This is a genomic window from Candidatus Spechtbacterales bacterium, from assembly GCA_040879145.1.
Taxonomy (GTDB): Bacteria; Patescibacteriota; Minisyncoccia; order Spechtbacterales; family 2-12-FULL-38-22; genus JAWVZY01.
Genome location: JBBDKX010000007.1, coordinates 1 through 26,336 on the forward strand (window position 1 = coordinate 1; position 26,336 = coordinate 26,336).

Consider the following 26,336-nt stretch of genomic DNA (forward strand, 5'->3'; position numbering starts at 1 on the left):
TATTTCACTTAACTCGTTTTTATCCGAACTAGGTACATTTATTGTATCAACATCTTGTATGTTATGCAAACTTTTGTTATTCTTTGTATATGGAAAATATTTTGGACAAAACTGACCGAGCTCTGAAGCTCCGCAACTACTCCCCAAAGACTCATAAAGCGTATACATTCTATATAAAAGAGTATATCAGTTTTTGTAAAGGGAAAGGAATTAAAGACAAGCAAAAAGCTATTGAGGATTATTTGCTCGATAAGCATATGCGGAAACAATCTCCGCAAACAATCAATCTGGCCCTTAACGCTGTAAAGTTCTTGTATGCGGAAGTTCTTAAAGATCCGCAAAAGATTGACCTAAAATTTGCGAAGAGAAGTAAAAAGTTACCGATCGTATTATCACGCTCTGAAATTCAGAAGATTATTGAAGCAACTGATAATTCAAAATATAAGCTTATGATCTCGCTCGGGTATGCATGCGGCTTGCGAGTAAGTGAGGTAGTAAGCTTAAAGGTTGCAGACTTAGATATTGATGAGCTTGTTGTGCATATCAAGGGAGCAAAGGGTAAAAAGGATAGGATTAGTGTGTTGCCAGAAAAATTGCAAAATGACTTGCGTAACATCATTGCTGGTAAGAGTCGGAATGATTTTATTTTTGCTTCTAATCGAGGAGGTGCGCTCACAACCACATCTCTGCAGAAGATGTTTCGCAAAAGTTTATCAAGGGCACAAGTGCAGAAGCCAGCAACTTTTCACTCGCTTCGTCACTCCTTCGCTACACATTTACTAGAAAATGGCACAGACGTCCGATATGTGCAAGAGTTGCTCGGGCACAGCAACATACGAACAACACAAATATACACACAGGTTACTAATCCAAAGTTAAAAAATATTAAGAGTCCATTATAAAATCGCAGAGCGAAGCAATGAAAAGAGAGAAACAAATTAAATCTTGGAAAAACAGGGTCGCTATCGAACGATTATTTGTTTTATAATAAATCGAAGATCCACGATAATTTAATTTTCTATTGAGCGGAGGGGTGTCCGAGTGGTTTAAGGAGCACGCTTGGAAAGCGTGTGGGCGCAAGCCCTCATGGGTTCGAATCCCATCCCCTCCGCTAAGTAGAAAATTATTATCAGGACTGTGCGGGGCAACCCGCCCGTGGGTTCCTCCGATTTGACTGCAAAATCGAGAGTCCTCGATGTGATCGTTAAATCAAAGATTTGTGATTATCACATCGGGAGAATCCCACCCTCTCCGCCAAATATAAAACCCCTCTACGAGGGGTTTTATTGTATTAAAAAACTTTAGCTATCCGCTCCATTGCCCAGTCAATATTGTTATGAGTGGTAATAAGCGGTGGTGCAAACCTGACTACATTTCCATGTGTATTGTTGCACAGAATACCATTTTCCTTAAGTTTAAGGCAAAAGTCTCGAGCGGGACCGGCGTCTTCTTTCAGCTCAATACCAAGCATAAGCCCTTTGCCGCGAATCTCTTTAATGTGTGGCGACTTTAAAGACGCAAGCTCTTTCTTTAAACGGTCCCCTATTGCGCGCGCGTTACGCGCCATACCCTCTTCTTTTAACGCCTTAAGGGCGGCGAGCGCCGCAGCGCTCCCAAGCGGATTCCCGCCAAAAGTAGAACCGTGATCTCCCGGGCCGAGTACATCCATTATTTTACGGTTGGCAACAACAGCGGAAACAGGATATGCTCCGCCACCGAGCGCTTTACCTAAAATATAGATATCAGGCACGACACCTTCATGGTCGCACGCAAACATTCTGCCTGTTCTGCCAAGTCCTGTCTGAATTTCATCTGCCATAAATAAAACGTTTTCCTTGGTGCACAATCCCCGCAAAGCAGTAAGATAGCCCTCAGGTGGCACAATTATACCGCCTTCGCCCTGAATAGGTTCTACAAGAATTGCCACGGTATTTTCTGTTACAGCAGATGTAACGGCATCCAAATCACCATACTCCACAAGCTTAAACCCGGGGGTAAAAGGACCGAAACCTTCCCTGTACTGCCCCTGAGAAGAAAAACCAACTATTGTAGTTGTTCTGCCGTGAAAGTTGTTGCCAAATACAACAATTTCGGCTTTACCTTGCGGTATTCCCTTCTCCTGATAACCCCATTTTCTGGCTATCTTTATGGCGGACTCAACCGCTTCAGCTCCTGTGTTCATTGGCAAAACTGCTTCTTTTTTGCAAAGCCTAGCCAGATATTCTACAAATTCTCCAAGGCGCGTGCTGTAAAAAGCACACGAGGTAAGATACAGTTCCGAAGCTTGTTTTGTCAGTGCTTCAACAATTTTAGGATGATTATGTCCCTGGTTTAAAGCTGAATACGCGGAAAGAAAATCCATATACTTATTTCCTTCCATGTCCCATACCCAGACACCTGCTCCCCTTTCAATTACGACGGGAATCCGGTCGTAGTTGTGGGCTCCCCACTTTTTTACAGATTCAATTACACTATCGCTTGCGGACATAATTCCTCCTTTTAAGTACTAAAGAAAGTATACCTACAATCCCCCTGTAACGCAATAAAAACGACCTTTAGGCCGTTTTTATTGCGTTTGATACCACTTACCTTACAATTTCAAAGTTTTTCTTTGGCGGCAAATTCTTTTTAAACTCTTGATTTTATCCGTTCTAGCAATTCTTCTGCCAACCCTCTTGTCGCGGCAGTAATGATTGGAGTTTTTTCTTTTTGTCCAAATTCCAAATATTTTTTATCTCCAATTGATACGCCTTCCAAATCAACCATCACAGCACCGGCCTCTGTTTCTAGCCCATACGCGACAGCAATTTCGAGATTGTTTTTACGCGTACATTCAAGAGCTAAGTCTGCAACGCCAGAGGCGACATCAACATAGTGAACAGCAGAAGAACCCACGGAAAAATCTCGTGATGTGGGTTTGAAATCTTGTAATTTTCTTGAAAAAGTATCTTTATTTATTTCAAAGTATTCATCAATATATATGTTTACATCGGGGCTTAGTTGGGTTCTATCCGAAGAATGAATTTGTGTTCTTTGGATTCCCTCAACAACAAAAGCTCCATTATTTTTTTGTGCAATAAACAAACGTTTGGTTGGGTGCTCCATTATTCCGCTAGTAAGGTAATCTTCATAATTTGGATCAACAGTGTTAAAAATTCCAAACATTGTTCCGTACCGGGCGCGCCCCCTTTCTTTTTTATAAACATTTGATCCGTCCAGCCCGTCTAAAATTCCTAAATAGCGCGGATTTTCTGTTATATCGACTTGTCCATGTTCTTCAGAAATAACGCGAATTGGAACTCCCGTCTCTTTCAGAAAATCGAGGATTGCTTTTTCACACTCTATGTCAACTCTCAACGCGGTTTCTCCGAATTGGTTTTTTTGAACAAGTTCTTCGCCGGCTTCACCAAGATTATCGTGTACCGATAATGCTCTGCGCAAACTATCAACGGTTGTTTGCTCAAATCGTTCTTTCCATTCGATTGAATTTTCCATTTTTTCAATTTTATCCATACTCATTTTATTAAATCTTCTATTGAAACGTCCAGCGCCTTAGCGATTTTTGCTATCACTTGGACGCTCGGCTTTTTCACAAAGTCGCCCTAAATTTTTTTATAGCGTTTGATTTTCAACACTCATACTCTACATCTCTTTTAACGCCTTTACTCTTTCCTGTACGGGTGGGTGCGTCATAAATAACTTTGCGAATTTGCCAACTTCCTTATCTTGAGCACCTCTTTTGTCAGCTTTAAATGGGTTTTCAAAAAATAAGTGTGCTGTAGCGTTGTTTGCAAAACGCATCTTTGTCGGATCCTGTGATATTTTTTCCAAAGCGCTTGCAAGCCCCTCAGGATAACGCGTTAAAAGAGCGCCCGACGCATCGGCAAGAAATTCTCTTTTACGAGACACGGCCAGTTTTAAAATTGTAGCTAAAATAGGCGCCAATATCATGGCCACCAAGCCAACTATCATAATAACTCCTCCGGCTCTTGAATCGTTATTTCTTCCGCCAACACCACCCCAAAGCATACTGCGAAATAAAATATCAGTTGCATAAATTATCACACCTGCCAAAACCACAACAACAGTTGAAACAAGCATGTCGCGATTGCCAATATGGCTCATCTCATGCGCCAAAACACCTTCAAGTTCGGGTCTGTCTAAAATCTCAAGAAGGCCTGTTGTTACAGCAACCACTGCGTGTTCCGGATTACGCCCTGTAGCAAACGCGTTTGGAGCTCTCTCTTCAAGAACATATAATTTGGGCTTAGGTAGTCCCGCGGTAATTGCAAGATTTTCTATAATATTATGTATTTCTTCAAATCTGCCCTCATCCGGCACAGGCTTAGCGCGTGTCATAGCAATTACCATTTTATCGCTCCACCAGTAGCTTCCCACGCTCATAAATATACTGATTGCAATAGCTATAACAAGTATTCCCGGAGCATTAAAATAATAACTAAGAAACCAGCCTAAAAACATTGTTAAAATAAAAAAACCCGTGATTAAAAACCACGTCTTTCTGATGTTTGAATCCTTGTGAGTGTAAAGTGATGCCATATTAGTAAAAATAAAGGGGCTAAACTTAGTTTAGCCCATAACACTTGAGGTAAAACTCTTTTTTACTGTGGTCCGGTGAAAATGATCCGACACCAAGCCCAAGAGAGCTGGAAAACAAAAACTCATTAAAAACTGCTATAAAAAGAGACGGATGAAAATCTTTTTCCACATTCTTTCCAAATATTTCGCTATATTCGAAACTATTATGAAATTTAACACAAAGCGGGCAGTAATCTTCGGAGGCCCACCCAAAACCAGATGAACCACACATGTGTTTTTTAAACACAAGATCGCCATGAAATTTTTTTGCCACAATGCGCAAAATATCTTTATCAATCCATTTTGTCAGAAGATTCGGTACTAACTTAGACTGTTCTTGAAGCCATTTCCACGTCTCATCAATAACATTTTGAGAAATATTTTCATTTTCAAGAACCTCTCTAAAATCCTTCTCGTCCACCTTACCTCCTAAATGAGCTGACTATATACTACCAAACTTTTTAAATAACTTCAACTTGTCTAAAACTCCACATTAGGAACACCTCGCTCTGTTTCTATCTCTATCTTAAAGAGTTCCTCGTGCTTAAAACGAAACATTCCCGCTATAAGATTAGTTGGAACAGATTCTATTGTTGTATTGTAATCACGGACATTGGTGTTGTAAAAGCGTCGGGCTGCCTGTATCTTATTTTCTGTATCGGAAAGCTCCCTTTGAAGCTCAAGGAAGTTTTGGGACGCCTTTAGGTCCGGGTAATTCTCTGATACCGCAAAAAGGCTCTTTAAAGCGTCTGTAAGCATGTTTTCTCCCTTCTGGCGGTCTTCAGGACTTTGCGCCTGCATAACCTCGGTTCGCGCCTTTGTGACGTTTTGAAGAACTTCTCTTTCGTGGGTCATATAACCCTTAACCGTATCAACAAGATTAGGGATAAGATCGTGCCTTCTCTTTAACTGAACGTCTATATCTGCCCAAGCTTCGCGTACACGGTTTCGACTTCTTATTAACCCGTTGTACATAAAAACAACGGCAAGAGCCAAAAATATTAAAACTGCTGAAAATATTACTACTGTATCCATAAAATTAAATTTAATTATATTCCTTTCTTACACATATACATTATACACCATTATTTTTTAATTAAGAAACCCCGCCAATACCCCGCACAGAATTTTGATTGTTGCGCAAGGCGGCACGCTCTCCACAGGAAAGGGCTATTCGCCCCCGCGTGCCGATAGATAATAATCAAAGAATGCAATTAACTACAAATTTAATATTATTATGTCCTGGCAAAATTTATGCGGGGTAAGGCTACACTAAATTCAAAAGCCGGTATTAACCGGCTTTTTCATTAAGTGAGTGCCTTACATCATTCCGCCCATTCCCGGGGGCATGCCCCCGGCCATTCCTCCTTCCGAATCTTTGTCATCTTCGGGGTTATCGGAAATTGTTGCCTCTGTTGTAAGAAGCATTCCTGTCGCCGAAGATGCATTTTGTAAAGCCGAGCGCACAACTTTTGTCGGGTCCATTACTCCTCCTTTTTTAAGATCCTCTTCCTGCATAGTCTTGAAATTAAACCCGTTAGCGCCCTCTGCTCCACGCACTTTATTTACCATTACACCCGTATCCATTCCCGCGTTTTCTGCGAGCTGGCGAAGGGGCGCTTCAAGCGCGCGGTAAACTATCTCCACGCCAACCTGCTCATCTTTATCATCAAGCTCAAGTTTGCGCACTGCTTCAGACATTCTTATGTAAGCTACACCTCCACCGGGTACAATACCCTCTTCAATAGCGGCGCGAGCAGCATTTAACGCGTCTTCAAGTTTTTGTTGTTTTTGTTTTGATTCTACTTCTGTTGCGGCCCCTACTTTTATCACAGCCACACCACCTGCCATCTTGGCAAGCCGTTCCTGTAATTTCTCTTTGTCAAAATCGGAATCTGACGCATCAATCGCGTTTTTTATTTGCGCTACTCGTTTTTCTATCGCGTCCTTCTTTCCTTGTCCACCTATTATAGTAGTACTCTCTTTTGTAGATGTTACCTTGTCGGCGGTTCCCAGCATATTTAATTCAACATTTTCAAGTTTTTGCCCTCTATCCTCCGCTATAAACTCGCCGCCGGTTAAAATCGCTATATCTTCCAGCATTTCTTTTCTTCTGTCTCCAAATCCAGGTGGCTTAACAGCAAGAGTGTTAAACGTACCGCGCAGTTTATTTACAACAAGGGTCGCGAGAGCTTCTCCTTCAACATCTTCTGCTATTATTACAAGGTCTTTTTTACCGCTCTGCGCTAATTTTTCCAAAATAGGAACAATATCACTCATAGCGGATATTTTCTGATTTGTTATTAGAATATATGGCTTTTCATAAACAGCTTCCATGCGTTCGGCATTAGTAACCATATAGGCAGAGATGTAACCCTTATCAAACTGAAGGCCTTCTACAAGCTCCTTACTAAGACCAAAGGTTTGTGACTCCTCTACCGTTACAACACCGTCCTTGCCAACCTCTGATATTGCCTCAGCAATTATATGACCCATCTCTTTGTCGTCGGCAGAATTTGTAGCTACATGCTCAATATCCTCCTTCTTTTCAGATATCTGCTCCGATATGTTAGCGAGCTCCTCAACCGCTGCCTCAACAGCCTTATCTATACCGCGCTTTAAAGCACGCGGGCTCGCTCCCGCTGCAATATTTTTAAATCCTTCGTTTAAAATAGCCTGGGCAAGTATGGTTGCCGAAGTCGTACCATCTCCCGCCGCCTCATTTGTCTGGTTGGCAACATCTTTAACAAGCGCGGCACCCATGTTTTCAATCTTATCCTTAAGTTCTATTTCCTTTGCTATAGTAACGCCATCATTTGTTACCATGGGAGCGCCGTACCCACGGTCTACAAGAACATTCCTGCCCTTGGGACCAAGTGTTACGCGCACAGCATCGGCTAATTTATTAACTCCCGATTGAAGTTTTCTTCTTGCTTCTTCACCATATAAAATTTCTTTACTCATAAATTTTGTGGCTAAGCCCTTTGGGCCGCCATCCCGGCCGTTAGGCCTAGGGATTCGCTCCGCCTCACAAAACAAGATTACACTGATAACAACTGATACCACTGATGATTTTTACATGCATCAGCGTAATCAGCCATTATCTGTGATATCTAAGCGAGCCTGTCTGCCGGCAGGCAGGCGGAGCGAGCTTTTAATTATTCTAACTTAGCAATTATGTCGTCTGCTTTTACGAGCAAATATTCTCTGCCTTCAAATTTTAAGGGTTCAGATGAATATCCGCGTGTAAACAAAACCGTGTCCCCTTTTTTGACTTCAAGGGCAATTGTTTCCCCTTCATCATTTTTTCTACCGGGACCAACGGCAACAACTGTACCCTGTTCAGGACCCTTTTTGTCTACGCTTTCTGGCAAAACAATACCGCTCTCTGTAACCTCTTCGGGTTTTTGAGGCTCAATAATAACATTATCTCGCAATGGACTGACTCTCATATTGTTTTTTCACTTCGTTCGCAAACAGGTTCTAGGTATTAGGAGTTAGGTACTAGTCTAATACCTAAAAGCTAAAACCTGATACCTGCGAGCGAAGCGAGCTTAATTTATAACATTACCCATTGTAATAAAATTAGCACTCACTTGTCAATACTGCTAATGTTTCGGCAGGCTCAACATCTTCTTTTATGTTTCGGCAGGCCCCCACACCAAAATCTTTGGTGTGGGGGGCAAGCTCAACTTTCTACACAGTCAAATAAAAACCCGCATCTGATTAATGCGAGAACACTGCTACATAACCTCCTTAACTTTTTTATTATCTGTTTTTTTCACCATCCTGTTCGTCGGTAGACGAGCTTGCAAAAGTAGCAACAGGATGTTGTATTCTTATACTTTCTTCTCTTTGTGCTTTATTTTTATCGCCGGCATGTCTTTGACTGCGTTCTTTCATTCTTTCTCTAACCTTCTCCTGGGCTATAAATAAAGCTGTTGCGCGCGGGCTTGTTTTATTTTCAATGCTTTCCTGTATAACTTTTCTTGCAACTTTATTTATTTTCTTCTCAATTAGACTAAACATTTTGTCTATATCGTAACCCCTAAACTCCGCGTACGAGGATATTACGCCCCCGGCATTTGCGACAAAATCGGGTACTATCAATACTCCTTTCTTAAATAACTCTTCCTGTATTTTTTCTGACATAGAAATATTCGCGCCCTCTACAATTATTCTTGCATTTATCTTATTTTTGTTTTTTTCGTTTATAACATCCGTAACGCTCGCCGGTATAAGTACATCAACTTTTGTTTCCAAAACCTTTCCGGGAGATATGTGCTTAGCTTTTTTGTAAGTTTTTAAAGGCATTTTATTTTCGGCAACATCAAAAAGTTCCGGTGACAAACCATCGGGATTATACAATCCCGTCTCCTTATCGGCAATTGCTATAACTTTTGCGCCCATTTCCTGTAGGAATTTAAACGCGAAAGAACCGACATTGCCAAACCCATGAATGGCCACAGTAGCTCCGTTTAAATCTAACTTATCAAACTTGGCGGCAACTTTCGTAGATACGGCAACTCCGTATCCCGTAGTGCCGAGCTCGTGCGGTATCCCTTGACGCTTTTTTCCGTTAAATACAGTGTACTCATCTTTACTGTGACCTGTAGCCCCCCTAAAATCGTTTATAGCATCTGTAAACCACTGCATTTCTTTTTTACCGGTTCCAACGTCGGGCGCCGATACATACATTTTGGGTACAAAAGACTTTATAGCGTGGGCATATGCCTGTACATACTCTTTTTTCTTCTCGTCCGACCCGCCATTCCAAATTATTCCACCCTTAGCGCCTCCAAACGGAAGTTCAGCCAGTGCTGTTTTCCACGTCATTGTTCTTGCAAGTCTAAATACTTCCTGCGCTGTAACATCCGGAGTCATGCGAAAACCCCCCTTGCCTCTGCCAAATGCTGTATTATCAATAACTAAAAAACCGCGCATTCCAACACGCGGATTATAAACTTCCAGAACTTTTTCAGGTCCAAACTCGTCGTGCACAATTACGTGTGACTCGCCCTCTTTGTTTTTTATTTTCTTGCTCACGTCCTCTTTTAATAAATACCGGACCAAATAATTAAGCTACAATTTTATAATACCACCATCGTAGATTTATGTCACCTGTGGAAAACATGCAAGACATACAAGACATATTTAAAAAATACATCTGTAAAATTTAAATAAAAGAAGTTATAATTGAATTAAGCACAAATAGAAAAAGGAGAACAGCCGTGCGTCTAATGCTCAAAAAATTACTCCTTATAACAGTCGGGGCACTGTTTGCAATAGTTCTTAAACAGCTTGTCGTAATATTTTTAGATACTCTTCCTGTAAACGAGGAGGAGGTAAAAATGTTTGCCAAAAAAATACGCAACATGAGTACTGAGGAAATCATAAAAGAAGCAATAAAGAACCTTAAGTGAACTAAAAATCCCCCGCAAACACGGGGGTTTTATTTTATATAAGCAAGATGTTATTCTACTTCTTCCTGTTTACTCTTTTTTATAAACGCGAGATACAAAAACACAGTGCTTCCCGTTATAAGCAAAATTGAAATATCGGCGGCAAGACAGTACACACACACCGCTTTTAATACCCCGAACTGAAGAAAAAGGAGAACAAGGGAAATTAAAGCGCCCGGTATTGTCATCAAGGCAAACAGTTTAAATATCTTCTCCTTTTTCATATCAAGATATGCTACAAGCATTATGAGAAGCGACAGGAAATACCCCAACCCCAAAAGAGAAGTGGGTATTGGGCCTATTTTTGAATACTGACTTGTTGTTACCTCCTCACAACCTTTCAGTACTGTACAGGTAGGCACCTCTCCAAGATAGAAAGTTGCCGTTAAGTACGCGGATACTGAAAAGCCAACAAAACTGAAAAACAGCAGGGTGAATATCCACTTATTGCTTATCTTAGTTTGCGAGCGCTCCATCAAGGAGGGCTTTAAGTTCGTCATAATCTCTTGGGTTTTGTATCTTGTCTCCGTTCAAAAAGAATGTAGGGGTACCGCTTACTCCAGAACTAAAACCGCTGTCGTAATCATTATTTACGCGCTGCTCAGATGCATCAGAAAGCATATCGTTTCTAAATTGTTCTGTGTTAAGCCCTAAATCTTCCGCGTATCCAACAAAAGTGTCTTCTGGGTTACCGATATTAGACCAGCTTGGCTGTTCCGCGTACAACATGTCGTGCATCTCCCAAAACATCCCCTGACTTTCGGCTGCAACAGCTGCCTGAGAGGCAAGTTGCGCGTTGCGGTGTATCTGCCTTAAAGGAAAGTGCCTAAATACAAACGCGATAGAATCGCCGTATTCCTCCTTCATCTCTTTAAGCATTGGCGTATAGCTCCTGCACGCGGGGCACTGAAAATCTTCGTATGCCACAAGCACAACACCGGATTCGGCGTTGCCCGCGACATGGTCTTCGGCTGTAACTTCGTTTGAGAGCTTAACATTCTCCAAATCCGGAGCCTGGTTTGAAGCAAGTTTTACCACACCCCAAAGAGATGCGACAATAATCAGCGACGTAGAGCCCCAAATAACCATCTTTTTTGCCTTTTGTTTTTTCGCGGCCTGTAATTTTTGTTCCGCTTTTTGTTTTTTACTTAACTCGTACTTTTCTTTTTTTGTGTGTTTTTTATTTTCTTCCATAAAAAATAATTCTTAATAATTATAATTGCATAATAAATATTACCATAAAATGAACACACATCCAATAGAGCTTATGCTCATTCTTCCTGTATTTAACCAAAAAAAAGCACATTGTCCGCCCACCAATGTGATTTAGACAAAATAAAAACAGTGTCCGCCCACCTGGATTCGAACCAGGGACCACTGGCTTAAAAGGCCATTGCTCTACCAACTGAGCTATGGGCGGACACTGTTTTTATTTTTAAAAGGTGTAAATAGATTTATCTCTACCAAACTTACATACCCAAGAGTTTTAAGATTTTAGTGCAGTTCTAGGCGCAGGCGAGGAACGCAGCGGAGTTTACATATTAGTAAATGAAGCGAGTACCGCAGCCTGCAACAACGAAATGTGCTAAAATCTTAAAACTCTAAACCTTTCTTGAAACTGCTATGGCTACAAGCGGAGCCGCAGCCCATACGAAGGCGGCCGTTGAAGAAAGGAAAAATTCAGCCATAAAGGGAGAAACCTCCCTACCAAACAATAAATTTATATCATTAAAAAGAAGACTTGTCAAAAACCCCGCTAACGCAACGCTTAAAAATACGACCTGCCAAAAAGGGCCTTTCCTTCGTTTCATTTTTGGAAATGACAACTTCAAATACGTACCTGAAAATACGTAATAGAGAAAAAAGGTAAACACAAACAGTAGTACAAGGTTAACCACGCCGTGAGTCAAGCCGGGAAACCTGCTTACAAACCACTCTCTATACGGAAAGAACTCAAGAAGCACAATACTTCCATAAACACTCAAGGCAAAAGATGTGAGGTTTTTTCTGCCCGCATTCATGCCATAGAGCACACCGGCAACAAAAATAAAGAATACAACCACAATATCCCATGTGAACGATAAGAAGGCCTGTGCTTTAAATATGTCTGTAATGTCCATTTTTATAATCCCTCTTCACGAAGTTTTTTAAATAATGACTCTGTCTTTTTTGTAACCTTTTTAGGTATATCTACATTTACTTCAACAAAATGGTCTCCCCTTCCCCTGCTTCTCAATTTGGGCATACCCTTTGAACGCATGCGTATAAGTTCGCCACTTTGAGTGCCCATGGGAACTTTTAAATCCACCTTTCCATCTATTGTATCCACTTTTATTGTATCACCCAGTACTGCCTGAGAAACATTAACATTTACAGAACTGTACAAATCAGACTCTCTGCGTTTAAAAACGCTGTGCGGTTTTACTCTAATATGCGCGTAAAGAGCCCCGGAGGAGCCATTCGTACCCGCCTCACCGGCGCCTTCTATCTTAACAGCGCTGCCATCACTTATTCCGGCCGGTATGTCTACTGTAACATTAACCGAATCCTGAATCCTTCCCTCTCCATAACATTTAGTACATTTTTTATCAGGAATACTCCCTCCACCGTTGCACTCAGGACATGTCTGAACATTCTCAAAAACACCAAGAAAGGTTCTTTGTTGCTGTTTGATCTTCCCGACACCGCGGCAAGTTGGGCATGTTATCATTTTAGAACCCGGCTCGTGCTTTTTCCCGCCACACCTTTCACATACCACATGGGTCTGATACGAGACATCTTTTTGTGTCCCTAAGTACGCTTCCTCCAGTGTAATTTCCAAACTTACTTCAATATCTCTGCCGCGAGTTTCACGCCTGCCCCGCCTATCGCCAGGCGAAGCCCCTCCGCCAAAAAATTGTTCAAAAATATCCCCCAAATCAAACTCCACACCTTGTCCGCGGAAAGGATTTCCTTGCCCGCCAAACGGGTTTCCCTGGGCACCTCCGCCAAAACTTTGTCCAAACTGGTCATATTGCTGTCGCTTTGAATCATCGCTCAAAACCTGATAAGCCTCGTTTATCTCTTTAAACTTGTCCTCATCTCCCCCACCTTTATCAGGATGGTGTTGATGTGCCAATTTGCGATATGCTTTTTTTATTTCCTCTTTTGAGGCTCCTTTAGAAACCCCTAGGATATCGTAGTAATTCTTCATAGTTTTTGTGCCCGCCTACCGGCAGGCAGGCACTAACGCTCACAAAAAGTATAAAGTATACAGTATTCAGTATACAGGGGTGCTTTGTAATTAGCTTTGCTGAATACTCTATACTCTATACTATATACTGCATACTTGAACGAGCGTGAAACACGAGTTCTAAGCTCGCGAAGCGAGCTTATTCCAAAACAGGCACCTGCTTCACTGTTGTTACCTCCTTTAAGACTATAATATTATACAACAAAAGAACCTTAATAACAAGTAGAAAGAGTCCTGTAGAAACCCACACAAAAGGTAGAAAAACAAAACGTAATGTAAGAAATATACCGAATACAAACAGTGCGGGCAACACACTCTTATACGGAGTAAGGATATTATCTATAGTTTCATTTATCCAGGCGAGACTAAATTCCTCAACTGTGATACTTCCCGCTTCTTCCCCAAAAAAATCCGGTAACGCGCCTGAATCAAACTGCCCCGACATCTCACCGGGTAAAAAGCGGGCCATAAAACCATTTATTAAAACCTCCTGAAACTCTTCCACTGTCATGCCTGTCTCATAGCCGGGCGCGACAAACCTTAACGAATATTCCACAGGCGCAAAAACGACACTGTACACGCTTTCAGGTATCTGTGGTTCCTCTACATAGTACTGCAATACAAAACTGTTGTAGACAAAAGAAATCATAATAGCTAAGGCGGTAAAAAATAAGGGGAGAAATTTTCGGGAAAGATAATACGGCCTAAAGTCGGCTATAAAATTTTTAAATCTCTGAGCTCTAAAATGGGCTAAAAACAGTACAGAGGTAAACAGCAAAACACCTACGAAATTAAAATCGTAAAAACCATACAATACAAAAAGAAGTGTACCCGTAAATACATAGAGAAAATAGGTTAGATGCTTACGCGCGAACAAAACCAGCAAACTATACACAACAGCTAAAATAAGTCCCAATATAATTACAGAGGACACAAAAAGAGATGATGTTACTCTAAGTGCCAAAGAATAAGTAAGCAAACTCCAAAAAGCCAGATTAAGACTTACAAAAATTATTCCAAGCCATACCTGTTTTTTGGGAATGTCGGGCATTTTGAAATTTTTAACAAAGCTTTCTTTCATATATTTATAATACCACAATAAAAAACCCCGCTTATATCTATGCAACGGGGTTTGAAATTAAAACTCCTGTTATGTTGAGGAGTTTTTTCTTAAGGCGGTTGAACACGCGTTCGTTATATACATCAGAAAAAATAGTGAGTTTACAGGACTCGCCTGTTCTGTTGTTAAAATGCTTAACCATAAGTTCGCAAAATATATCAACGCGGGAATCTAACTCTTCATCTGTTCCCGAAAATTGAATGTACCAGACAACATGCCAGTTGGTTGATTTAATCGTAGCCCACCGGACCATAAGGTCCAGTTCTTCGGCGTTATATTGAAACACATCTATGGGTCTTATACCTATACTGTGTACAGTTCTTTCAAGTTCAAATATGGGGGTAAAAAAACGCTCCTTCATTACATAGTGATAAAAATCACCATGAACCACATTGATGTGTATCAAGTTATCCTCCCTTCTGTTGTTGTAAAATTGAAAGTGCTACTTAGGTTATATAACGAATTAAACCAATTGTCAAAAAACTTATTCAAGCATTATCTGAACATCCGCGCCATCCTTTAACTCCGCGAGTATTTTTTCCACTTCTCCCTGTGTTTTTTGATCTCTAAGCAGTTCTTCTATCTGAGGCTTTAATTCTTCCAGTTCCGGTGCTTCAGGGTTCTGGGCTTTGTATTCGGTGTAAAAATTGTTTACCTCTTCTTCTGAAACAACAACAAGCTCGCTGCTAATTACCTCGTCAAAATACTTCTGTACCGTAAGTTGTGTTTTTATATTTTCTCTTAGAATATCTCGTGTAAGGCCGTTATCTTTTAACGCTTCTTCAAAAGCCTGTTCGCTCTCAAAATTACCGGCGGTAGCTTCAAACTGGGCGTCAACCTCTTCGCTTGTAACGCTTATATTTCTGGCCTCTGTGTCCTGTAATATTAACTCCTCATTTATCATAAAATCAAGAGCCTGTTTTTCTATCTCGCTATATGTGGCAGGGTCGCTTAAATCCGCGCCTTGCGCCTCATAAGATGTTTTATTCTGCAAAATACGGGCATCCAACTCTACTCTGGTTATCTTTTCTCCATTAACGGTGGCTACAACTTTACTGTTATCGGTTGTTCCGCCTAAAAATGGAAGAGTTCCTGTCATATAAAGCGTACCGCCCACAAGCACAAGCGCTATAACCACAGAGGTAACAACAAGAAGCATTTTGTTGTTACCTCCCGATGTAGCTAAGTTTTTCTGTGTTGTTTTAGCATTATCTTCTGATACTGTTTCGTTAACTACTTCAGTCTCTTTTTCTTTGTTGTCTTTTTTGTTTTTTTCTTCTGACATAGTTTTGTTAACTTCGTTCACAAAACAGGTGCTAGGAATTAGGATTTAGGTATTAGTCTAATACCTAAAAGCTAAAACCTGATACCTATAAAGCGAGCGAAGCGAGCTTAATTTTTAACACTTCATCCAACAATAACATTATTTAAGAACTACTCCAAATATGCCTTGCGGACAGATTAAATAAATGTTACTATTTTTTCAGATTCGCTCTTTAAAAAGGAGGTCAGTATGACCTGCATTGCAGCCATATTAGACAAAGATGCCATATGGATGGGGTGTGACAGCATGATATCAAGCGGAGATCGCTCCAGTATGATAGACAGCAAGATTATAAAAAAAGGAAATATAATTATGGGTTTCGCTGGAGGGTTAAGAGATATAAACCTTTTGAAATTTGGATTTGATGCGCCGAACCAGGACAAAAAAATGTCTGATTACGAATATGTAGCTACTGTGTTTTCAAGCTCAATTCGTGAAAGATTGAAAAAATTCGGAGCGTTAAATGTTCAAGACCGGGAAGAGACAGGCAATGCACATATACTTATGGGTTACAAAAAAAGATTATATCAAATGTATTTTGATTTCGGCGCGGAAAGAATAGAGGGAGTTAACTTTTACGCAAGTGGAAGTGGAGCATCACTAGCGCTTGGTTCGCTATATTCAACGGAAAACTCTGCTCTTACGCCTGAAGAAAGAATACGCCTTGCATTATCCGCGGCTGAAAAATTTACAAGGTCTGTAGGCGGGCCGTTTATAATAGAACAGCTTAAATTTTCCTAATAACAGTGTAGTTCTAAAATATTAAAAAAAAATGATAGCGCGAACGAAAGGAGGCTTAAATGAATTTACACATAAACAGCAATGCAACACTTAAAGCTACAAAAACGGCGCAGGAAAAGATACTTGAAAGCGCAAAAGCGGAAAAGGAAAATAAAGACCTTGAAAAACTGCCCTTAGTGCGCGTATCTGTAAAACCGGGTGGATGTTCGGGGTTTCTATATGAGATGTTCTTTGAGAAAGAAGCAGAGGCGGAAGACGAAATAATACAGCTGGGGGATGTAAGTGTTGTTATAGACCCTCAAAGCGCTGAAAAGATAAAGGGTACGACTCTTAACTATGTGGAAACATTAGAGATGAGCGGGTTCAAGTTTAACAACCCAAACGCCAGTCGCACATGCGGGTGCGGAAGCTCATTCGGGTAGTTCGACAGGTTTCGATGGTGAGTCCACCGAACCGCTCACTATTTTTAGATAGTTCAGTAAGATAACTACTTAGTACAAAAACAAAACGGCTCATTTTGAGCCGTTTTTTAAATAGTTCACAAATAGTACTTCCGGACGAGTACGCCACCTTTGAGTGCCGCACCTATTTATGCATACAGATACTATTGTTTTTTTAGTGCTTAACTTCCTGCTTATCACAAAATAGTGCGTGCACTTAAGTGGTGTACTTTCCTGCATATTTGCCTCCTATGCATGTGCTGATTACAAAATATATCAAATATTACCTTGTGTCAAAATAAAATCGACTCATATACATGAGTCGATTTAAAAGAATGCATCACGAGCATGAGTCGATTTTCGCTAATTGACTCATATATATGAGTCAATTATTTACTCGCTTTGAAAGCCGATATTTCCACCTTTTGGCGCCTCCGCTATTTCTACTTTGCCATGCTGCTTTTCGTATTTTTCAATATTCTCTTTTAAAGCGTTCGCAAGTCGCTTCATGTGCCCTGGGCTTAGAATTATGCGGTCAAGCAACTGCCCCGCGGGCGGATGCGCCAAAAAGAAGTCTAAAATAAACTCCTCTTTTGTATGCGGCACCTGTGCCATATTGGCGTAGCGCCCCTTCAACTGCTCATCATTCGCCTTAATCTGCATTTTTTGTTGTTTGGTTGATTTTCTATAGTTTTTTATTTAATTTTTATTTGATAAAACTGCTCCTTTTTCCTTGATTAAATATTTTTATATGTATTATCATTTCTTCGCTCAATAGCCAAAATTGATATGTTATCGTTTGTTTTTATAAAGATGATTCTAAATTGACCCTTTCGTACACGAAAAAGACTATTATGGCCTTTTAACTTTTTAACATCTAAATCGCGCCAATCTAAAGAAATAATTTTCTCAATTAATTTTTCAAGAATAATCCTTTCTTCTTTGTTAAATTTAGAGAGAAGTTTTCTAAGAGGAGGCATTTAATTTGCGAAGTTCCTTTAATATCTTTCTGGCATCTACACCGTTTTTGTTGATCTGAGTAAAGTCTGTAACAACCTCCCACTGCCCCTCCTCATCCGGAGGTGTAATGCGAAAAACAGGACGAGAGCGTCTAACAACTGTAAAAGACTCCCCTCTATGCACTTTTTTTATGTACTTATCCATATGCAAACGCAGCTCCTTAAGCCCTATAATATCCTCTTTTTTTTGTTTTTTATTTTTTGTAGCCATAGCTTTTTCTAATCTCAAAATTATCCTCTATGTTTAAAGTTTAACCTTAGATAAACTTTAAGTCAAGCTTTACGCATCCAATTCTTTAAAAATTATATCAAATAAGTACTGAAAACAAAACAGCCCATGCTTTGGGCTGTTTAAGGAACTTTACATGCTGGCGTTATGCCGGCTGTTTTTGAGTTTCTAACTCCAATTCTTTCAATGCGTTATAAACCTGTAATGGCTCTAAGAAAGGAACAAGCCATGCGGTTCTTGGGTCTGGTCTATATGGCATGCCTGTTAACTTTTTAATGAATTCCTTTACCGCCGGGTTCAACTCTGGCCAAACTGATACAAATCTACGGCTAAAGCTCAGTGCTACACGATCATCAGGATAACCTGATAAACTCTTAAACCCACCTCTGCTACTGGCATCGCAAATAACAACGTCATGCTCCTTTAGCAGGTCCTGAATTTTCTCACCATGCTTACCATTTGCCTCCTTGTCATAAAATGATATAAAAGGACAATCTATCATCGCAACTTTCATCTTTTCTCCTTTCGAATCGTATGCTGATACTCAGCGTCATGTATCATATCTCCTGAGTCCTGCACTAAAACTTGCTTGAAAAAATCCGGTGAAAGCCCTAAAAACCATTTATGTTGAGTAGGCTTTGCACCGCTCATTACTCCGTAAGGCGGCCCGCCAAGCTCTACTGATTCAATTCTCCTCTTCATCTTTTCTCCTATCTCGCTTGCGATGACGATATAATACTATAAGCAATTCAATTTGTCAACTTATCTCAAAGTGGCATCGGTAGGTGCCACTTTTTTTATTTAATTCATTTTTCAATCATTAAGACAAAAATTAAAGCGCCTCATCCGACGCCTTAATCTGCAAATGCTGTTGATTTTGATTTGGTTGATTTTCCATAATGTTTTGATAACTGCGTTCACAAATAATTTTTAATTTTAAATTTGAAATTTATCAATAGGAATTAGTCATTTGTAAAGCTTTAGCGAGCTTAATTTTAAATAATAAAGGGTCTTGACTTGCGCCAAGACCCTTATTGTGCAAAATAGCTTAATGTTTTTTCTCGCATATCATCTGCGAGTTGTTTTATTTTATCTGCGCTCATTTCCAGTGAGCTCAGGTCATGAGGGGCCCAAATTACTCCGGCGTTAATTTTTGGAATATTCTTTAATTTGTAAAACGCCTCGCGATAAAGCCGGTGCCGATTTTTAGCGTAATACCACATATCTCCAAAGATCCAGCGGCCGAAAATTTTCTCGCGAAGGTGCGGCTTAGCATGAAAAGCGGCATCAAAAGTCCTGTTGGGTATAACCAATATGTCGGTTGGATCAAATTTTTCTATTATTAATTCAATGGGAAAAGGGTTGCCGAAAGATCCGTCAAAATAATCTTTTCCATTAATTTCCACCGGCCTACCCCAGAGCTTGCCGGGCAATGCGGCTGAAGCTATTACAGTAGAAATTATATCGGGTGAGGCAGTTTTTGCGTCAATTATGGCAGGTTTTTTTGTTTGTAGCTCTGTCGCAACTACGCAAAGCTCAGAACGGTGACGTTGTATCACGTTTGTATCCAGTGCTTTAGGGCCTTCGCGAAAAACGCTTTCTAAATACTTTAAGTCCGTTATTGGTCGCCTGCTTGCCTTAACAAATCTGCCAGCCAGCTCTTCATGATAAATTGAAGTTCCAAGCACCATCTGCTCTTTTCCTGCCAAAAAATACGCGCAATCACACGCGCCAGCAGAGATCCCTACCGTCGTATCAAATACATTGCCAAGTCCGAGCTCATGAAGCGCTATGCATGCAGCACTGCCGCCAACTCCAACCATTCCCCCGCCAAGAATAACGAGCAGAGGGCGAATTTCTTTGTGCGCAGAGTCTTCCGCCTCCAGTAATTCTTTTTTAAGGTACAATCTTTCAACAACTTTGCTGTCATTAAAAGGCAATTCAAACACCTCCTTTCGTCTCTTTATCTTCGGTTTGAATAGCCACATAATACTATAAATTTAGTGAAAAGTAAAGGGTAGGATTTTGTTTTACAAAATCCGTACGTTTCAGGTTTTAAGAGGTAAGCGAAGCGAGCTTAATTTTATTAATTATACTAAAGAAGAGTTGAAAATAAAAAAATAGGCACTGTCTAATTTTTGGATTGATTTTGCATATATTTTTAGTTTAATTATTTTTCTCTGCTTCAAATGCCAGAGGTAAAAGTTCTGAAAGTTTAGCAATGGTTGCGGAACTTTTTGCTTTATTAACCATATAAATATCTACATCACCCTGCTCTGTTTCACCTATTGCTTCCCAAAGCATTTCCCTGCAAGGCCCGCAGGGCGAAGTAATACTATCACCTTGTTTTTTATCAGAGGTAGAATAGACCACTACTCTGTCTATACTTTTTATATCATCAAAGAATGCTTTATCCAGCGCCATTCTTTCGGCACACGTACCGTTACTCCACGACCATCTTTTCACATTTGCACCCAGGAATCTATCATCGCCCGAAATAATAACCGCCCCTACTTTTGTATTTTTATCCCGAGGATAAGCATGCTTCTCTGCGGTTTCTTGAGCAAGATCAGCATCTTTTTTTATTTCCTTGGGGAGGTCTTTATATTTTATTTCTTGCATATGTTTTACAAATTAATTTTAAGCGGAGCCCTGCCTGCCGGCTCGCCTCGCTCCCTCGGCGGAGCGGGCAGGCAGACAAACTTTCTTTTAAACCTATAGCCACCAGCAGTTGCTGCTGGTGGCTTAAACCACCAAACTTATAAAAAAGTTTCCCGCAAAACGGGAAACTTTTTTAGTTTATTCCTTTTTATCCTCAGGATCCGAAGGGTCTTCTTCTTCATCCTTGTTTTCCTCTGTAAATTCGCCCTCTTTCGCCTCAGAACTGTTTTCTGTTTTCTGTTCACTGTTTTCTGATCCTACCTCGTGGTCCGCCTGGTCTTCCTGCTTCTGTGCCTCTTGCTGTGTGGCTTTATATATCTCTTCGCCCAGCTTTTGTGAAGCAGTGCTCAGTTCCTGCACTGCCTTTTTAATATCCTCAGATGTAGCATCTTCCTTTGCGCGTACCCCATTAAGCGCTTTTACTTTTTCTTCTATATCTGTCTTTATGCTTTCGTCTACCTTGTCTCCGTGCTCCTTCAAAGATTTTTCTGTGGCATAAGCTAAAGTTTCTGCTTCATTTTTTGCATCAACAAGCTCTTTTTTCTTTTTATCTTCCTCCTCGTGAGTTTCGGCATCTTTTTTCATCTTTTCAACTTCTTCATCGCTTAAACCGCTTGAAGCTTCAATCCGGACTGACTGCTCTTTTCCTGTTGCTTTGTCTTTTGCATTCACATTTAAAATACCATTTGCGTCTATGTCAAATGTAACTTCAACCTGAGGCATGCCACGAGGCGCGGGAGGAATACCGTCCAGCATGAACTGCCCGAGCAATTTATTGTCTTGAGCCATTTGACGCTCACCCTGAAACACCTTTATCTCTACCTGTGGCTGACTGTCTGCCGCGGTAGAAAACACCTGCGACTTCTTTGTCGGGATGGTTGTGTTTTTTTCAATAAGAGGGGTTAGTACGCCTCCCAATGTTTCAATTCCCAAAGTTAAAGGGGTTACATCAAGCAATAGCATGGCATTTACATCCCCGCCCATAATTCCTCCCTGAATAGCGGCGCCAAGCGCTACTACTTCATCGGGGTTAATATCTTTATGAGGCTCTTTGCCAAACAAATTCTTTACACTTTCTGTAATGGCGGGCATTCTGGTTTGACCCCCCACCATAATTACCTCGTTTATATCGGAAAGCTCAAACCCGGCATCCTTTACAGTCTGGCGTGTTCTATCTTCAGCGCGCTTTATGTATTCGCTTACAAGTTCTTCCAATTTCGCTCGGCTCAGTTTTAAGTTAAGATGTTTTGGTCCTGAAGCATCGCTTGTTATAAACGGAATGTTTATCTCTGCCTCGGTCGTACTGGAAAGCTCGTGTTTAGCATTTTCAGCGGCATCTTTAAGGCGTTGTTTGGCTAAATTATCGTTTGACAGGTCTACCCCTTCTACTTTTTTAAATTCCTCTACTATCCAGTTCATAATTTCGCGGTCAAAGTCTTCGCCTCCAAGATGTGTGTCTCCACCTGTACTTTTTACTTCTATGGTATCCTCGGATACTTCAAGAACAGAGACGTCAAAAGTTCCGCCCCCAAAATCATAGACTACTATTTTTTCATCTTTTTTCTTGTTAAAACCGTACGCCAAAGCGGCGGCTGTTGGCTCGTTTATAATGCGCTTTACATTAAAGCCCGCAATAGCTCCGGCATCTTTTGTTGCCTTTCTTTGTGAATCATCAAAATATGCGGGAACGGTAATTACTACATCTTCTATCTTTTCTCCCAGACGATCCTCCGCGTCCTGTTTTAATTTCTGCAAAACCATAGCTGATACCTCAGCCGGACGCAGCCATTTATCTCCGAGCTTTATTTCCACCTCCCCCTTGTCCCCATTTTTTGTCTCAAAGGGTACGGACTTTATAACTTCCTGTGCCTCAGCATCAGAAAACTTTCGCCCAATAAGTCGTTTGGCTGAAAAAATAGTATTCACGGGGTTGGTTACCGCCTGGCGCTTTGCCAAAAGACCAACAAGCCTGTCACCATTCTTTGCTAAAGCTACAATTGAAGGTGTCGTGCGATTCCCTTCTTTGTTCTCAATTATCTTCGGCTCGCCGCCTTCTACGACAGCCATTGCCGAGTTTGTTGTTCCTAAATCTATTCCTAAAATTTTTGACATAGTAACTTTTTTTTCGCTACGCTCACAAAACAGGTGCTAGGTATTAGGGGTTAGGTATTAGTCTAATACCTAAAAGCTAAAACCTAATACCTGTGAGCGAAGCGAGCTTAATTATTTTTTTAATACTACTTTTGCGGGTCTTACTACTTTTCCTTCTTCAACCCCGCCCGCGATATGTCCCATCCAATATCCCTTTTGCATAACCTCATCTACCGTATCCCCTTCTCCTTCAACTGCCCAATGGATGGCCGGGTCAAATTCATCGCCAGGTTTAACTTCTATCTCATGAACTTCCATCTCTCTAAGTTTAACAGTCATCTGCTTGTATGCCTGCTCTACTCCTGTATACCACTCACTTGCCTGAATTTCTTTTGACGCGTGGCGCATCATAAGCTCAAAATTATCTGCAACCTCAAGGAGTTTTTCCGCGGCATCTTCTTTTATATACCTCTTTGATTCGTCTATCGTTTTTTGAATCTCTTTTTTATAGTTGGCAAAATTCGCGCGCTCCCGCTGCCAACCATCCAGATACTCTTTCGCTTCCTTTTGAGCCTTTTTCATCTTTTTGTGAATCTTTTTAATATCTTCAGCCACATCGTCGGCTACATTCTCAACTATATAATCAAAACCTTCCTGCTCGGAATCTGTTGATTCGTCTTTTTTGTTTTTTTCTTCTGCCATAGTTTTTGTTTTGGCTTCGCCTCACAATAACCGCTGATGTATGCAGATTTTTGCGGATTCTATGCTGATGCTGTCCGCATTAATCTGCTGCAATCCGTATTAATCCGCGGTTTAAGCGAGCCTGTCTGCGTGCGGAACGCACAGGCAGGCGAAGCGAGCTTAATTTTTATTCCTCAAACAAACTCCTTATCTCGCTAAGAAGCTGTAGGTTTTCGTTGTAATGCATTCTCATCGGTCCTATTATGCCAAACACTCCTCTTTCTGAACCATTAAAATCGGATGTAAAAGCCATCAAGCTAAAAGGAAGGGCTTTCTCCGAATCACCTGCCCGCGCGTTGCGCGCAGGCGGGCTAAAATCTCCTATATAAACCCTAACATCATCCTGTATAGCTTTGTACAACTGATCAAGCCTTTTTTCAAGAGAATCGGCATATTCAACTATATCACGTATATTTTCCGTAGTTATAAACTCGGGTTCATCCAAAAGATACCTTAGGCCTTCTTTGTAAAAATGGTTAATACTCAAAAGTCCTGCAAATGCCATTGCGTTTGTCATCTCGGCTAAATGGCGGGACAACATGTGTGCCGCGGCATCGGGAGATTCGCGCATAGCCTCACGCAAATCCTTTTTAAACTTTGAACTTACATTTGAACTCTTCTTCTCTTTTTGGCGCTCAGATTTTCCTTCGCCAGTGCTTTGGCGGGCAGGCATCCCCGCCTTCGCCGAGGCTTCGGTGGGCAGGTCTCTGGAACCAAGCGATACTTTATCCACAAAAAACTGGTACGCTTTCCGTGTTGGTATTCTACCTGCGGATGTGTGTGGTTGATGTAAAAACCCAGACTCGTCCAAAACTGCCATTATATTGCGCAGTGTGGCAGAGCTAAAATTATACTTGTACTTTTCAAGTAGCTGATGCGAACTTACAGGCTCCGCTGTTTTTATGTATTCCTCCACAATGTCCAGAAGAATTTGTTCGTTACGATTAGATTTATGTTCTTGCTTCATATAGAAATTTTGCTTACAAACTTTTCACAACAAAACCTGAGAGAGGACCCAGCACATAAAATCCAATCTTTTATGTGCTGTGGTGTTCGTTCCGATTAGACCTATCCATACAACAACTATTTTATTATATTTAGCACTCTTGTGTCAATACTGCTAATATTTCGGTGAGCTCAATATTCTTACTTGTCCCCACACCAAAATCTTTGGTGTGGGGACAGGCTCAATATATTTTTATCCTAAATCGTTAAAAAACTGTGAATGCTTTAAAAATTTGTGATATGCTACAATTATTAAAATATAAGCAACATGCAAATATACGACACATTGAGCAGGCAAAAAAAAGAGCTGGACTATCCTAAAGATAAAGTCCTTCAAATTTTTGTATGCGGACCTACGGTTTATGACTACTCGCACATAGGCCATGCAAGGACTTACGTGGCTTTTGATATGTTCGTAAAATATCTTAGGTACAAAGGATATAAGGTTAAATACCTGCAAAACATAACAGACATTGACGACAAAATAATAAATCGCGCCGCGGAAAACAAAGAAGAACCCAAAAAACTTGCTAAACGATTTGAAAAAGAGTACCACACAGACATGGAGGCCTTAGGTGTTACAAGTATAGATGAATATCAGCGCGCAACCGACCATGTTCCCGAAATTATCTCCCAGATAGAACGTCTTTTAGAAAAAGGGGTAGCTTACGAAATTGAAGGTGACGGTATATATTACGACATTTTAAAATTCGCAGGTTACGGAAAGCTTTCAAGACGTACCGCTCTTGCAGCTGAAGATGCCACAAGCCGCATTGACGAAAGTATAAAAAAACACAACAAGGGAGATTTTGCCCTTTGGAAGTTCTCTTCCCAAAAAACAGATGAGCCTACATGGCCAAGCCCGTGGGGAAACGGACGTCCCGGTTGGCATATTGAAGATACCGCAATAACCGAAAAACACTTAGGCGAGCAGTATGACATTCACGGAGGCGCCCGAGACCTTATATTCCCTCACCACGAAGCAGAGATTGCTCAAATGGAAGCAATAAGCGGCAAAGAACCTCTTGTTAACTACTGGATGCACCCGGGGTTTCTTACAATAAACGGAGAAAAAATGTCAAAATCTCTAAATAACTTTACAACAATAAAAGATACTCTAAAAAAATATTCGCCCCAAACTCTTCGTCTTTTTTTTACAACTAAACATTATCGCTCCCCTATTGATTACACCCCTGAAGGATTAGATGAGGCAAAATCCAACGAAGAACGCCTTGAGGAATTTTGGCTGAACCTAAAAAATATTGAAATCAATAAAGACGAGACATCTGATACAGAAGAGATTGTTATAATAATGAGTAATTTCTGGGATTATCTGGATGATGACTTTAACACACCCAAGGCTTTTGGAGAGCTGTTTCGGCTTGTTAGCTTTGTTTACAAACAAGAAACTTTAAGCGCGGAGGGTAAAGAAATAGTTTTGGAATTTCTCAAAACTATAAACAACATCTTTAATATGGTGGATGAGCAAAAGATGGAAAATGCCATAAAGATACCGCCCGATATTATAGACCTCGCGGACAAAAGAGAAAAAGCGCGGGAAGACAAAAAATGGGAAAAGGCAGACGAACTAAGAGAAAAAATAGAAGAGGCGGGCTACACCGTAAAAGACACAGAAGACGGACCGCAAATTAAAAAGAAATAACCGCAGATT

The 26,336-nt window shown here is 40.7% G+C and carries 30 protein-coding genes and 2 tRNA genes; 6 read left to right on the plus strand and 26 right to left on the minus strand.

The annotated features are described in order from the left end of the window. Positions 1-89 precede the first annotated feature (89 nt). Together WDZ40_00945 and WDZ40_00950 are read left to right on the plus strand one after the other, a co-directional pair. Positions 90-902 carry a tyrosine-type recombinase/integrase gene (locus tag WDZ40_00945; GenBank protein MEX0877413.1) on the plus strand — a complete coding sequence of 271 codons (813 nt, stop codon included), beginning with the start codon at positions 90-92 and terminating at the stop codon, positions 900-902. A gap of 125 nt (positions 903-1,027) precedes the next feature. After that, positions 1,028-1,111 (plus strand) — tRNA-Ser (locus WDZ40_00950). Between the two features lie 180 nt (positions 1,112-1,291). On the opposite strand, the gene rocD is transcribed toward WDZ40_00950, so the two are convergent. The 8 genes from rocD to WDZ40_00990 all read right to left on the minus strand — a co-directional run bounded on the left by rocD (position 1,292) and on the right by WDZ40_00990 (position 9,645). Next, the gene (rocD, locus tag WDZ40_00955) at positions 1,292-2,488 is read right to left on the minus strand and encodes an ornithine--oxo-acid transaminase (GenBank protein ID MEX0877414.1); all 1,197 of its coding nucleotides are present in this window, start codon (positions 2,486-2,488) and stop codon (positions 1,292-1,294) included. Positions 2,489-2,628: 140 nt separating this feature from the next. After that, complete coding sequence (locus WDZ40_00960) at positions 2,629-3,513, minus strand: inositol monophosphatase family protein (GenBank protein ID MEX0877415.1); 885 nt, start codon at positions 3,511-3,513, stop codon at positions 2,629-2,631. Positions 3,514-3,642: 129 nt separating this feature from the next. Continuing rightward, positions 3,643-4,560, minus strand: a complete 918-nt coding sequence (locus WDZ40_00965) for a M48 family metallopeptidase (GenBank protein MEX0877416.1) — start codon at positions 4,558-4,560, stop codon at positions 3,643-3,645. 25 nt (positions 4,561-4,585) lie between these two features. Beyond that, positions 4,586-5,020, minus strand: a complete 435-nt coding sequence (locus WDZ40_00970) for a hypothetical protein (protein ID MEX0877417.1) — start codon at positions 5,018-5,020, stop codon at positions 4,586-4,588. 59 nt (positions 5,021-5,079) lie between these two features. Continuing rightward, positions 5,080-5,634 (minus strand): LemA family protein, encoded by a 555-nt coding sequence (locus tag WDZ40_00975; protein ID MEX0877418.1) that lies wholly within the window; start codon positions 5,632-5,634, stop codon positions 5,080-5,082. Positions 5,635-5,919: 285 nt separating this feature from the next. Then, positions 5,920-7,563: a chaperonin GroEL gene (gene groL / locus WDZ40_00980; protein MEX0877419.1), complete on the minus strand. Its 1,644-nt coding sequence runs from the start codon at positions 7,561-7,563 to the stop codon at positions 5,920-5,922. A gap of 194 nt (positions 7,564-7,757) precedes the next feature. Then, the gene (locus WDZ40_00985; GenBank protein MEX0877420.1) at positions 7,758-8,051 is read right to left on the minus strand and encodes a co-chaperone GroES; all 294 of its coding nucleotides are present in this window, start codon (positions 8,049-8,051) and stop codon (positions 7,758-7,760) included. A 316-nt stretch (positions 8,052-8,367) separates the two neighbouring features. Then, a complete protein-coding gene (locus WDZ40_00990) occupies positions 8,368-9,645 on the minus strand; it encodes a Glu/Leu/Phe/Val dehydrogenase (GenBank protein MEX0877421.1) in 1,278 nt (425 codons plus the stop codon). Between the two features lie 194 nt (positions 9,646-9,839). Between WDZ40_00990 and WDZ40_00995 the strand changes: the two genes are divergently transcribed. Continuing rightward, positions 9,840-10,022, plus strand: coding sequence for a hypothetical protein (locus WDZ40_00995; GenBank protein MEX0877422.1), 183 nt, complete (start codon positions 9,840-9,842; stop codon positions 10,020-10,022). 50 nt (positions 10,023-10,072) lie between these two features. On the opposite strand, the gene WDZ40_01000 is transcribed toward WDZ40_00995, so the two are convergent. The 8 genes from WDZ40_01000 to WDZ40_01035 form a co-directional block, all read right to left on the minus strand. Continuing rightward, a complete protein-coding gene (locus tag WDZ40_01000; protein MEX0877423.1) occupies positions 10,073-10,561 on the minus strand; it encodes a vitamin K epoxide reductase family protein in 489 nt (162 codons plus the stop codon). Further along, positions 10,518-11,255: a DsbA family protein gene (locus WDZ40_01005; protein ID MEX0877424.1), complete on the minus strand. Its 738-nt coding sequence runs from the start codon at positions 11,253-11,255 to the stop codon at positions 10,518-10,520. Before WDZ40_01005 ends, WDZ40_01000 begins: the two co-directional genes overlap by 44 nt. 153 nt (positions 11,256-11,408) lie before the next feature. Next, positions 11,409-11,481: transfer RNA gene (locus WDZ40_01010), tRNA-Lys, on the minus strand. A 181-nt stretch (positions 11,482-11,662) separates the two neighbouring features. Continuing rightward, entirely contained in the window at positions 11,663-12,181 is a 519-nt protein-coding gene (locus WDZ40_01015) for a hypothetical protein (protein MEX0877425.1), read from the minus strand. A 2-nt stretch (positions 12,182-12,183) separates the two neighbouring features. Further along, positions 12,184-13,254: a molecular chaperone DnaJ gene (gene dnaJ, locus WDZ40_01020; protein ID MEX0877426.1), complete on the minus strand. Its 1,071-nt coding sequence runs from the start codon at positions 13,252-13,254 to the stop codon at positions 12,184-12,186. Between the two features lie 178 nt (positions 13,255-13,432). Then, positions 13,433-14,374, minus strand: coding sequence for a hypothetical protein (locus WDZ40_01025; protein MEX0877427.1), 942 nt, complete (start codon positions 14,372-14,374; stop codon positions 13,433-13,435). A gap of 37 nt (positions 14,375-14,411) precedes the next feature. After that, a complete protein-coding gene (locus WDZ40_01030) occupies positions 14,412-14,819 on the minus strand; it encodes a hypothetical protein (GenBank protein ID MEX0877428.1) in 408 nt (135 codons plus the stop codon). Between the two features lie 78 nt (positions 14,820-14,897). After that, positions 14,898-15,698 (minus strand): SurA N-terminal domain-containing protein, encoded by an 801-nt coding sequence (locus WDZ40_01035; GenBank protein ID MEX0877429.1) that lies wholly within the window; start codon positions 15,696-15,698, stop codon positions 14,898-14,900. Between the two features lie 228 nt (positions 15,699-15,926). On the opposite strand from WDZ40_01035, the gene WDZ40_01040 reads away from it, so the two are divergent. Together WDZ40_01040 and WDZ40_01045 are read left to right on the plus strand one after the other, a co-directional pair. Beyond that, positions 15,927-16,478, plus strand: a complete 552-nt coding sequence (locus WDZ40_01040) for a hypothetical protein (protein MEX0877430.1) — start codon at positions 15,927-15,929, stop codon at positions 16,476-16,478. 59 nt (positions 16,479-16,537) lie between these two features. Then, a complete protein-coding gene (locus WDZ40_01045; protein ID MEX0877431.1) occupies positions 16,538-16,900 on the plus strand; it encodes an iron-sulfur cluster assembly accessory protein in 363 nt (120 codons plus the stop codon). Between the two features lie 411 nt (positions 16,901-17,311). On the opposite strand, the gene WDZ40_01050 is transcribed toward WDZ40_01045, so the two are convergent. From WDZ40_01050 to WDZ40_01095, 10 genes are all read right to left on the minus strand, one after another. Next, positions 17,312-17,617 carry a DUF3467 domain-containing protein gene (locus tag WDZ40_01050; protein MEX0877432.1) on the minus strand — a complete coding sequence of 102 codons (306 nt, stop codon included), beginning with the start codon at positions 17,615-17,617 and terminating at the stop codon, positions 17,312-17,314. Positions 17,618-17,655: 38 nt separating this feature from the next. Beyond that, on the minus strand, positions 17,656-17,898 hold the full coding sequence (locus WDZ40_01055; GenBank protein MEX0877433.1) for a hypothetical protein: 243 nt from the start codon (positions 17,896-17,898) through the stop codon (positions 17,656-17,658). Next, positions 17,885-18,148: a type II toxin-antitoxin system prevent-host-death family antitoxin gene (locus WDZ40_01060; GenBank protein MEX0877434.1), complete on the minus strand. Its 264-nt coding sequence runs from the start codon at positions 18,146-18,148 to the stop codon at positions 17,885-17,887. Before WDZ40_01060 ends, WDZ40_01055 begins: the two co-directional genes overlap by 14 nt. A 163-nt stretch (positions 18,149-18,311) precedes the next feature. Beyond that, a complete protein-coding gene (locus tag WDZ40_01065) occupies positions 18,312-18,680 on the minus strand; it encodes a hypothetical protein (GenBank protein MEX0877435.1) in 369 nt (122 codons plus the stop codon). After that, positions 18,677-18,868: a hypothetical protein gene (locus WDZ40_01070; GenBank protein MEX0877436.1), complete on the minus strand. Its 192-nt coding sequence runs from the start codon at positions 18,866-18,868 to the stop codon at positions 18,677-18,679. The genes WDZ40_01065 and WDZ40_01070 overlap by 4 nt, the downstream gene beginning before the upstream one ends. A 329-nt stretch (positions 18,869-19,197) precedes the next feature. Continuing rightward, positions 19,198-20,154 (minus strand): patatin-like phospholipase family protein, encoded by a 957-nt coding sequence (locus tag WDZ40_01075; GenBank protein MEX0877437.1) that lies wholly within the window; start codon positions 20,152-20,154, stop codon positions 19,198-19,200. A 178-nt stretch (positions 20,155-20,332) separates the two neighbouring features. After that, positions 20,333-20,788 (minus strand): hypothetical protein, encoded by a 456-nt coding sequence (locus WDZ40_01080; protein ID MEX0877438.1) that lies wholly within the window; start codon positions 20,786-20,788, stop codon positions 20,333-20,335. Between the two features lie 177 nt (positions 20,789-20,965). Then, a complete protein-coding gene (gene dnaK / locus WDZ40_01085; protein ID MEX0877439.1) occupies positions 20,966-22,939 on the minus strand; it encodes a molecular chaperone DnaK in 1,974 nt (657 codons plus the stop codon). Positions 22,940-23,050: 111 nt separating this feature from the next. Next, positions 23,051-23,620, minus strand: coding sequence for a nucleotide exchange factor GrpE (locus WDZ40_01090; protein MEX0877440.1), 570 nt, complete (start codon positions 23,618-23,620; stop codon positions 23,051-23,053). Positions 23,621-23,786: 166 nt separating this feature from the next. Then, positions 23,787-24,626, minus strand: coding sequence for a hypothetical protein (locus WDZ40_01095; GenBank protein MEX0877441.1), 840 nt, complete (start codon positions 24,624-24,626; stop codon positions 23,787-23,789). Positions 24,627-24,932: 306 nt separating this feature from the next. Here WDZ40_01095 and cysS point away from each other — a divergent pair, with 306 nt between their 5' ends. Then, the gene (cysS, locus tag WDZ40_01100; GenBank protein ID MEX0877442.1) at positions 24,933-26,327 is read left to right on the plus strand and encodes a cysteine--tRNA ligase; all 1,395 of its coding nucleotides are present in this window, start codon (positions 24,933-24,935) and stop codon (positions 26,325-26,327) included. The last annotated feature ends 9 nt before the right edge of the window (positions 26,328-26,336 follow it).

What these genes read in the sequence shown, in the direction of transcription:
- WDZ40_00945 (MEX0877413.1), top strand. Translation starts at nt 90, where the DNA reads ATGGAAAATATTTTGGACAAAACTGACCGAGCTCTGAAGCTCCGCAAC.
- rocD (MEX0877414.1), bottom strand. Translation starts at nt 2,488, where the DNA reads ATGTCCGCAAGCGATAGTGTAATTGAATCTGTAAAAAAGTGGGGAGCC.
- WDZ40_00960 (MEX0877415.1), bottom strand. Translation starts at nt 3,513, where the DNA reads ATGGATAAAATTGAAAAAATGGAAAATTCAATCGAATGGAAAGAACGA.
- WDZ40_00965 (MEX0877416.1), bottom strand. Translation starts at nt 4,560, where the DNA reads ATGGCATCACTTTACACTCACAAGGATTCAAACATCAGAAAGACGTGG.
- WDZ40_00975 (MEX0877418.1), bottom strand. Translation starts at nt 5,634, where the DNA reads ATGGATACAGTAGTAATATTTTCAGCAGTTTTAATATTTTTGGCTCTT.
- groL (MEX0877419.1), bottom strand. Translation starts at nt 7,563, where the DNA reads ATGAGTAAAGAAATTTTATATGGTGAAGAAGCAAGAAGAAAACTTCAA.
- WDZ40_00985 (MEX0877420.1), bottom strand. Translation starts at nt 8,051, where the DNA reads ATGAGAGTCAGTCCATTGCGAGATAATGTTATTATTGAGCCTCAAAAA.
- WDZ40_00995 (MEX0877422.1), top strand. Translation starts at nt 9,840, where the DNA reads ATGCTCAAAAAATTACTCCTTATAACAGTCGGGGCACTGTTTGCAATA.
- WDZ40_01000 (MEX0877423.1), bottom strand. Translation starts at nt 10,561, where the DNA reads ATGACGAACTTAAAGCCCTCCTTGATGGAGCGCTCGCAAACTAAGATA.
- WDZ40_01005 (MEX0877424.1), bottom strand. Translation starts at nt 11,255, where the DNA reads ATGGAAGAAAATAAAAAACACACAAAAAAAGAAAAGTACGAGTTAAGT.
- WDZ40_01015 (MEX0877425.1), bottom strand. Translation starts at nt 12,181, where the DNA reads ATGGACATTACAGACATATTTAAAGCACAGGCCTTCTTATCGTTCACA.
- dnaJ (MEX0877426.1), bottom strand. Translation starts at nt 13,254, where the DNA reads ATGAAGAATTACTACGATATCCTAGGGGTTTCTAAAGGAGCCTCAAAA.
- WDZ40_01025 (MEX0877427.1), bottom strand. Translation starts at nt 14,374, where the DNA reads ATGAAAGAAAGCTTTGTTAAAAATTTCAAAATGCCCGACATTCCCAAA.
- WDZ40_01035 (MEX0877429.1), bottom strand. Translation starts at nt 15,698, where the DNA reads ATGTCAGAAGAAAAAAACAAAAAAGACAACAAAGAAAAAGAGACTGAA.
- WDZ40_01040 (MEX0877430.1), top strand. Translation starts at nt 15,927, where the DNA reads ATGACCTGCATTGCAGCCATATTAGACAAAGATGCCATATGGATGGGG.
- WDZ40_01045 (MEX0877431.1), top strand. Translation starts at nt 16,538, where the DNA reads ATGAATTTACACATAAACAGCAATGCAACACTTAAAGCTACAAAAACG.
- WDZ40_01055 (MEX0877433.1), bottom strand. Translation starts at nt 17,898, where the DNA reads ATGCCTCCTCTTAGAAAACTTCTCTCTAAATTTAACAAAGAAGAAAGG.
- WDZ40_01060 (MEX0877434.1), bottom strand. Translation starts at nt 18,148, where the DNA reads ATGGCTACAAAAAATAAAAAACAAAAAAAAGAGGATATTATAGGGCTT.
- WDZ40_01065 (MEX0877435.1), bottom strand. Translation starts at nt 18,680, where the DNA reads ATGAAAGTTGCGATGATAGATTGTCCTTTTATATCATTTTATGACAAG.
- WDZ40_01070 (MEX0877436.1), bottom strand. Translation starts at nt 18,868, where the DNA reads ATGAAGAGGAGAATTGAATCAGTAGAGCTTGGCGGGCCGCCTTACGGA.
- WDZ40_01075 (MEX0877437.1), bottom strand. Translation starts at nt 20,154, where the DNA reads ATGTGGCTATTCAAACCGAAGATAAAGAGACGAAAGGAGGTGTTTGAA.
- WDZ40_01080 (MEX0877438.1), bottom strand. Translation starts at nt 20,788, where the DNA reads ATGCAAGAAATAAAATATAAAGACCTCCCCAAGGAAATAAAAAAAGAT.
- dnaK (MEX0877439.1), bottom strand. Translation starts at nt 22,939, where the DNA reads ATGTCAAAAATTTTAGGAATAGATTTAGGAACAACAAACTCGGCAATG.
- WDZ40_01090 (MEX0877440.1), bottom strand. Translation starts at nt 23,620, where the DNA reads ATGGCAGAAGAAAAAAACAAAAAAGACGAATCAACAGATTCCGAGCAG.
- WDZ40_01095 (MEX0877441.1), bottom strand. Translation starts at nt 24,626, where the DNA reads ATGAAGCAAGAACATAAATCTAATCGTAACGAACAAATTCTTCTGGAC.
- cysS (MEX0877442.1), top strand. Translation starts at nt 24,933, where the DNA reads ATGCAAATATACGACACATTGAGCAGGCAAAAAAAAGAGCTGGACTAT.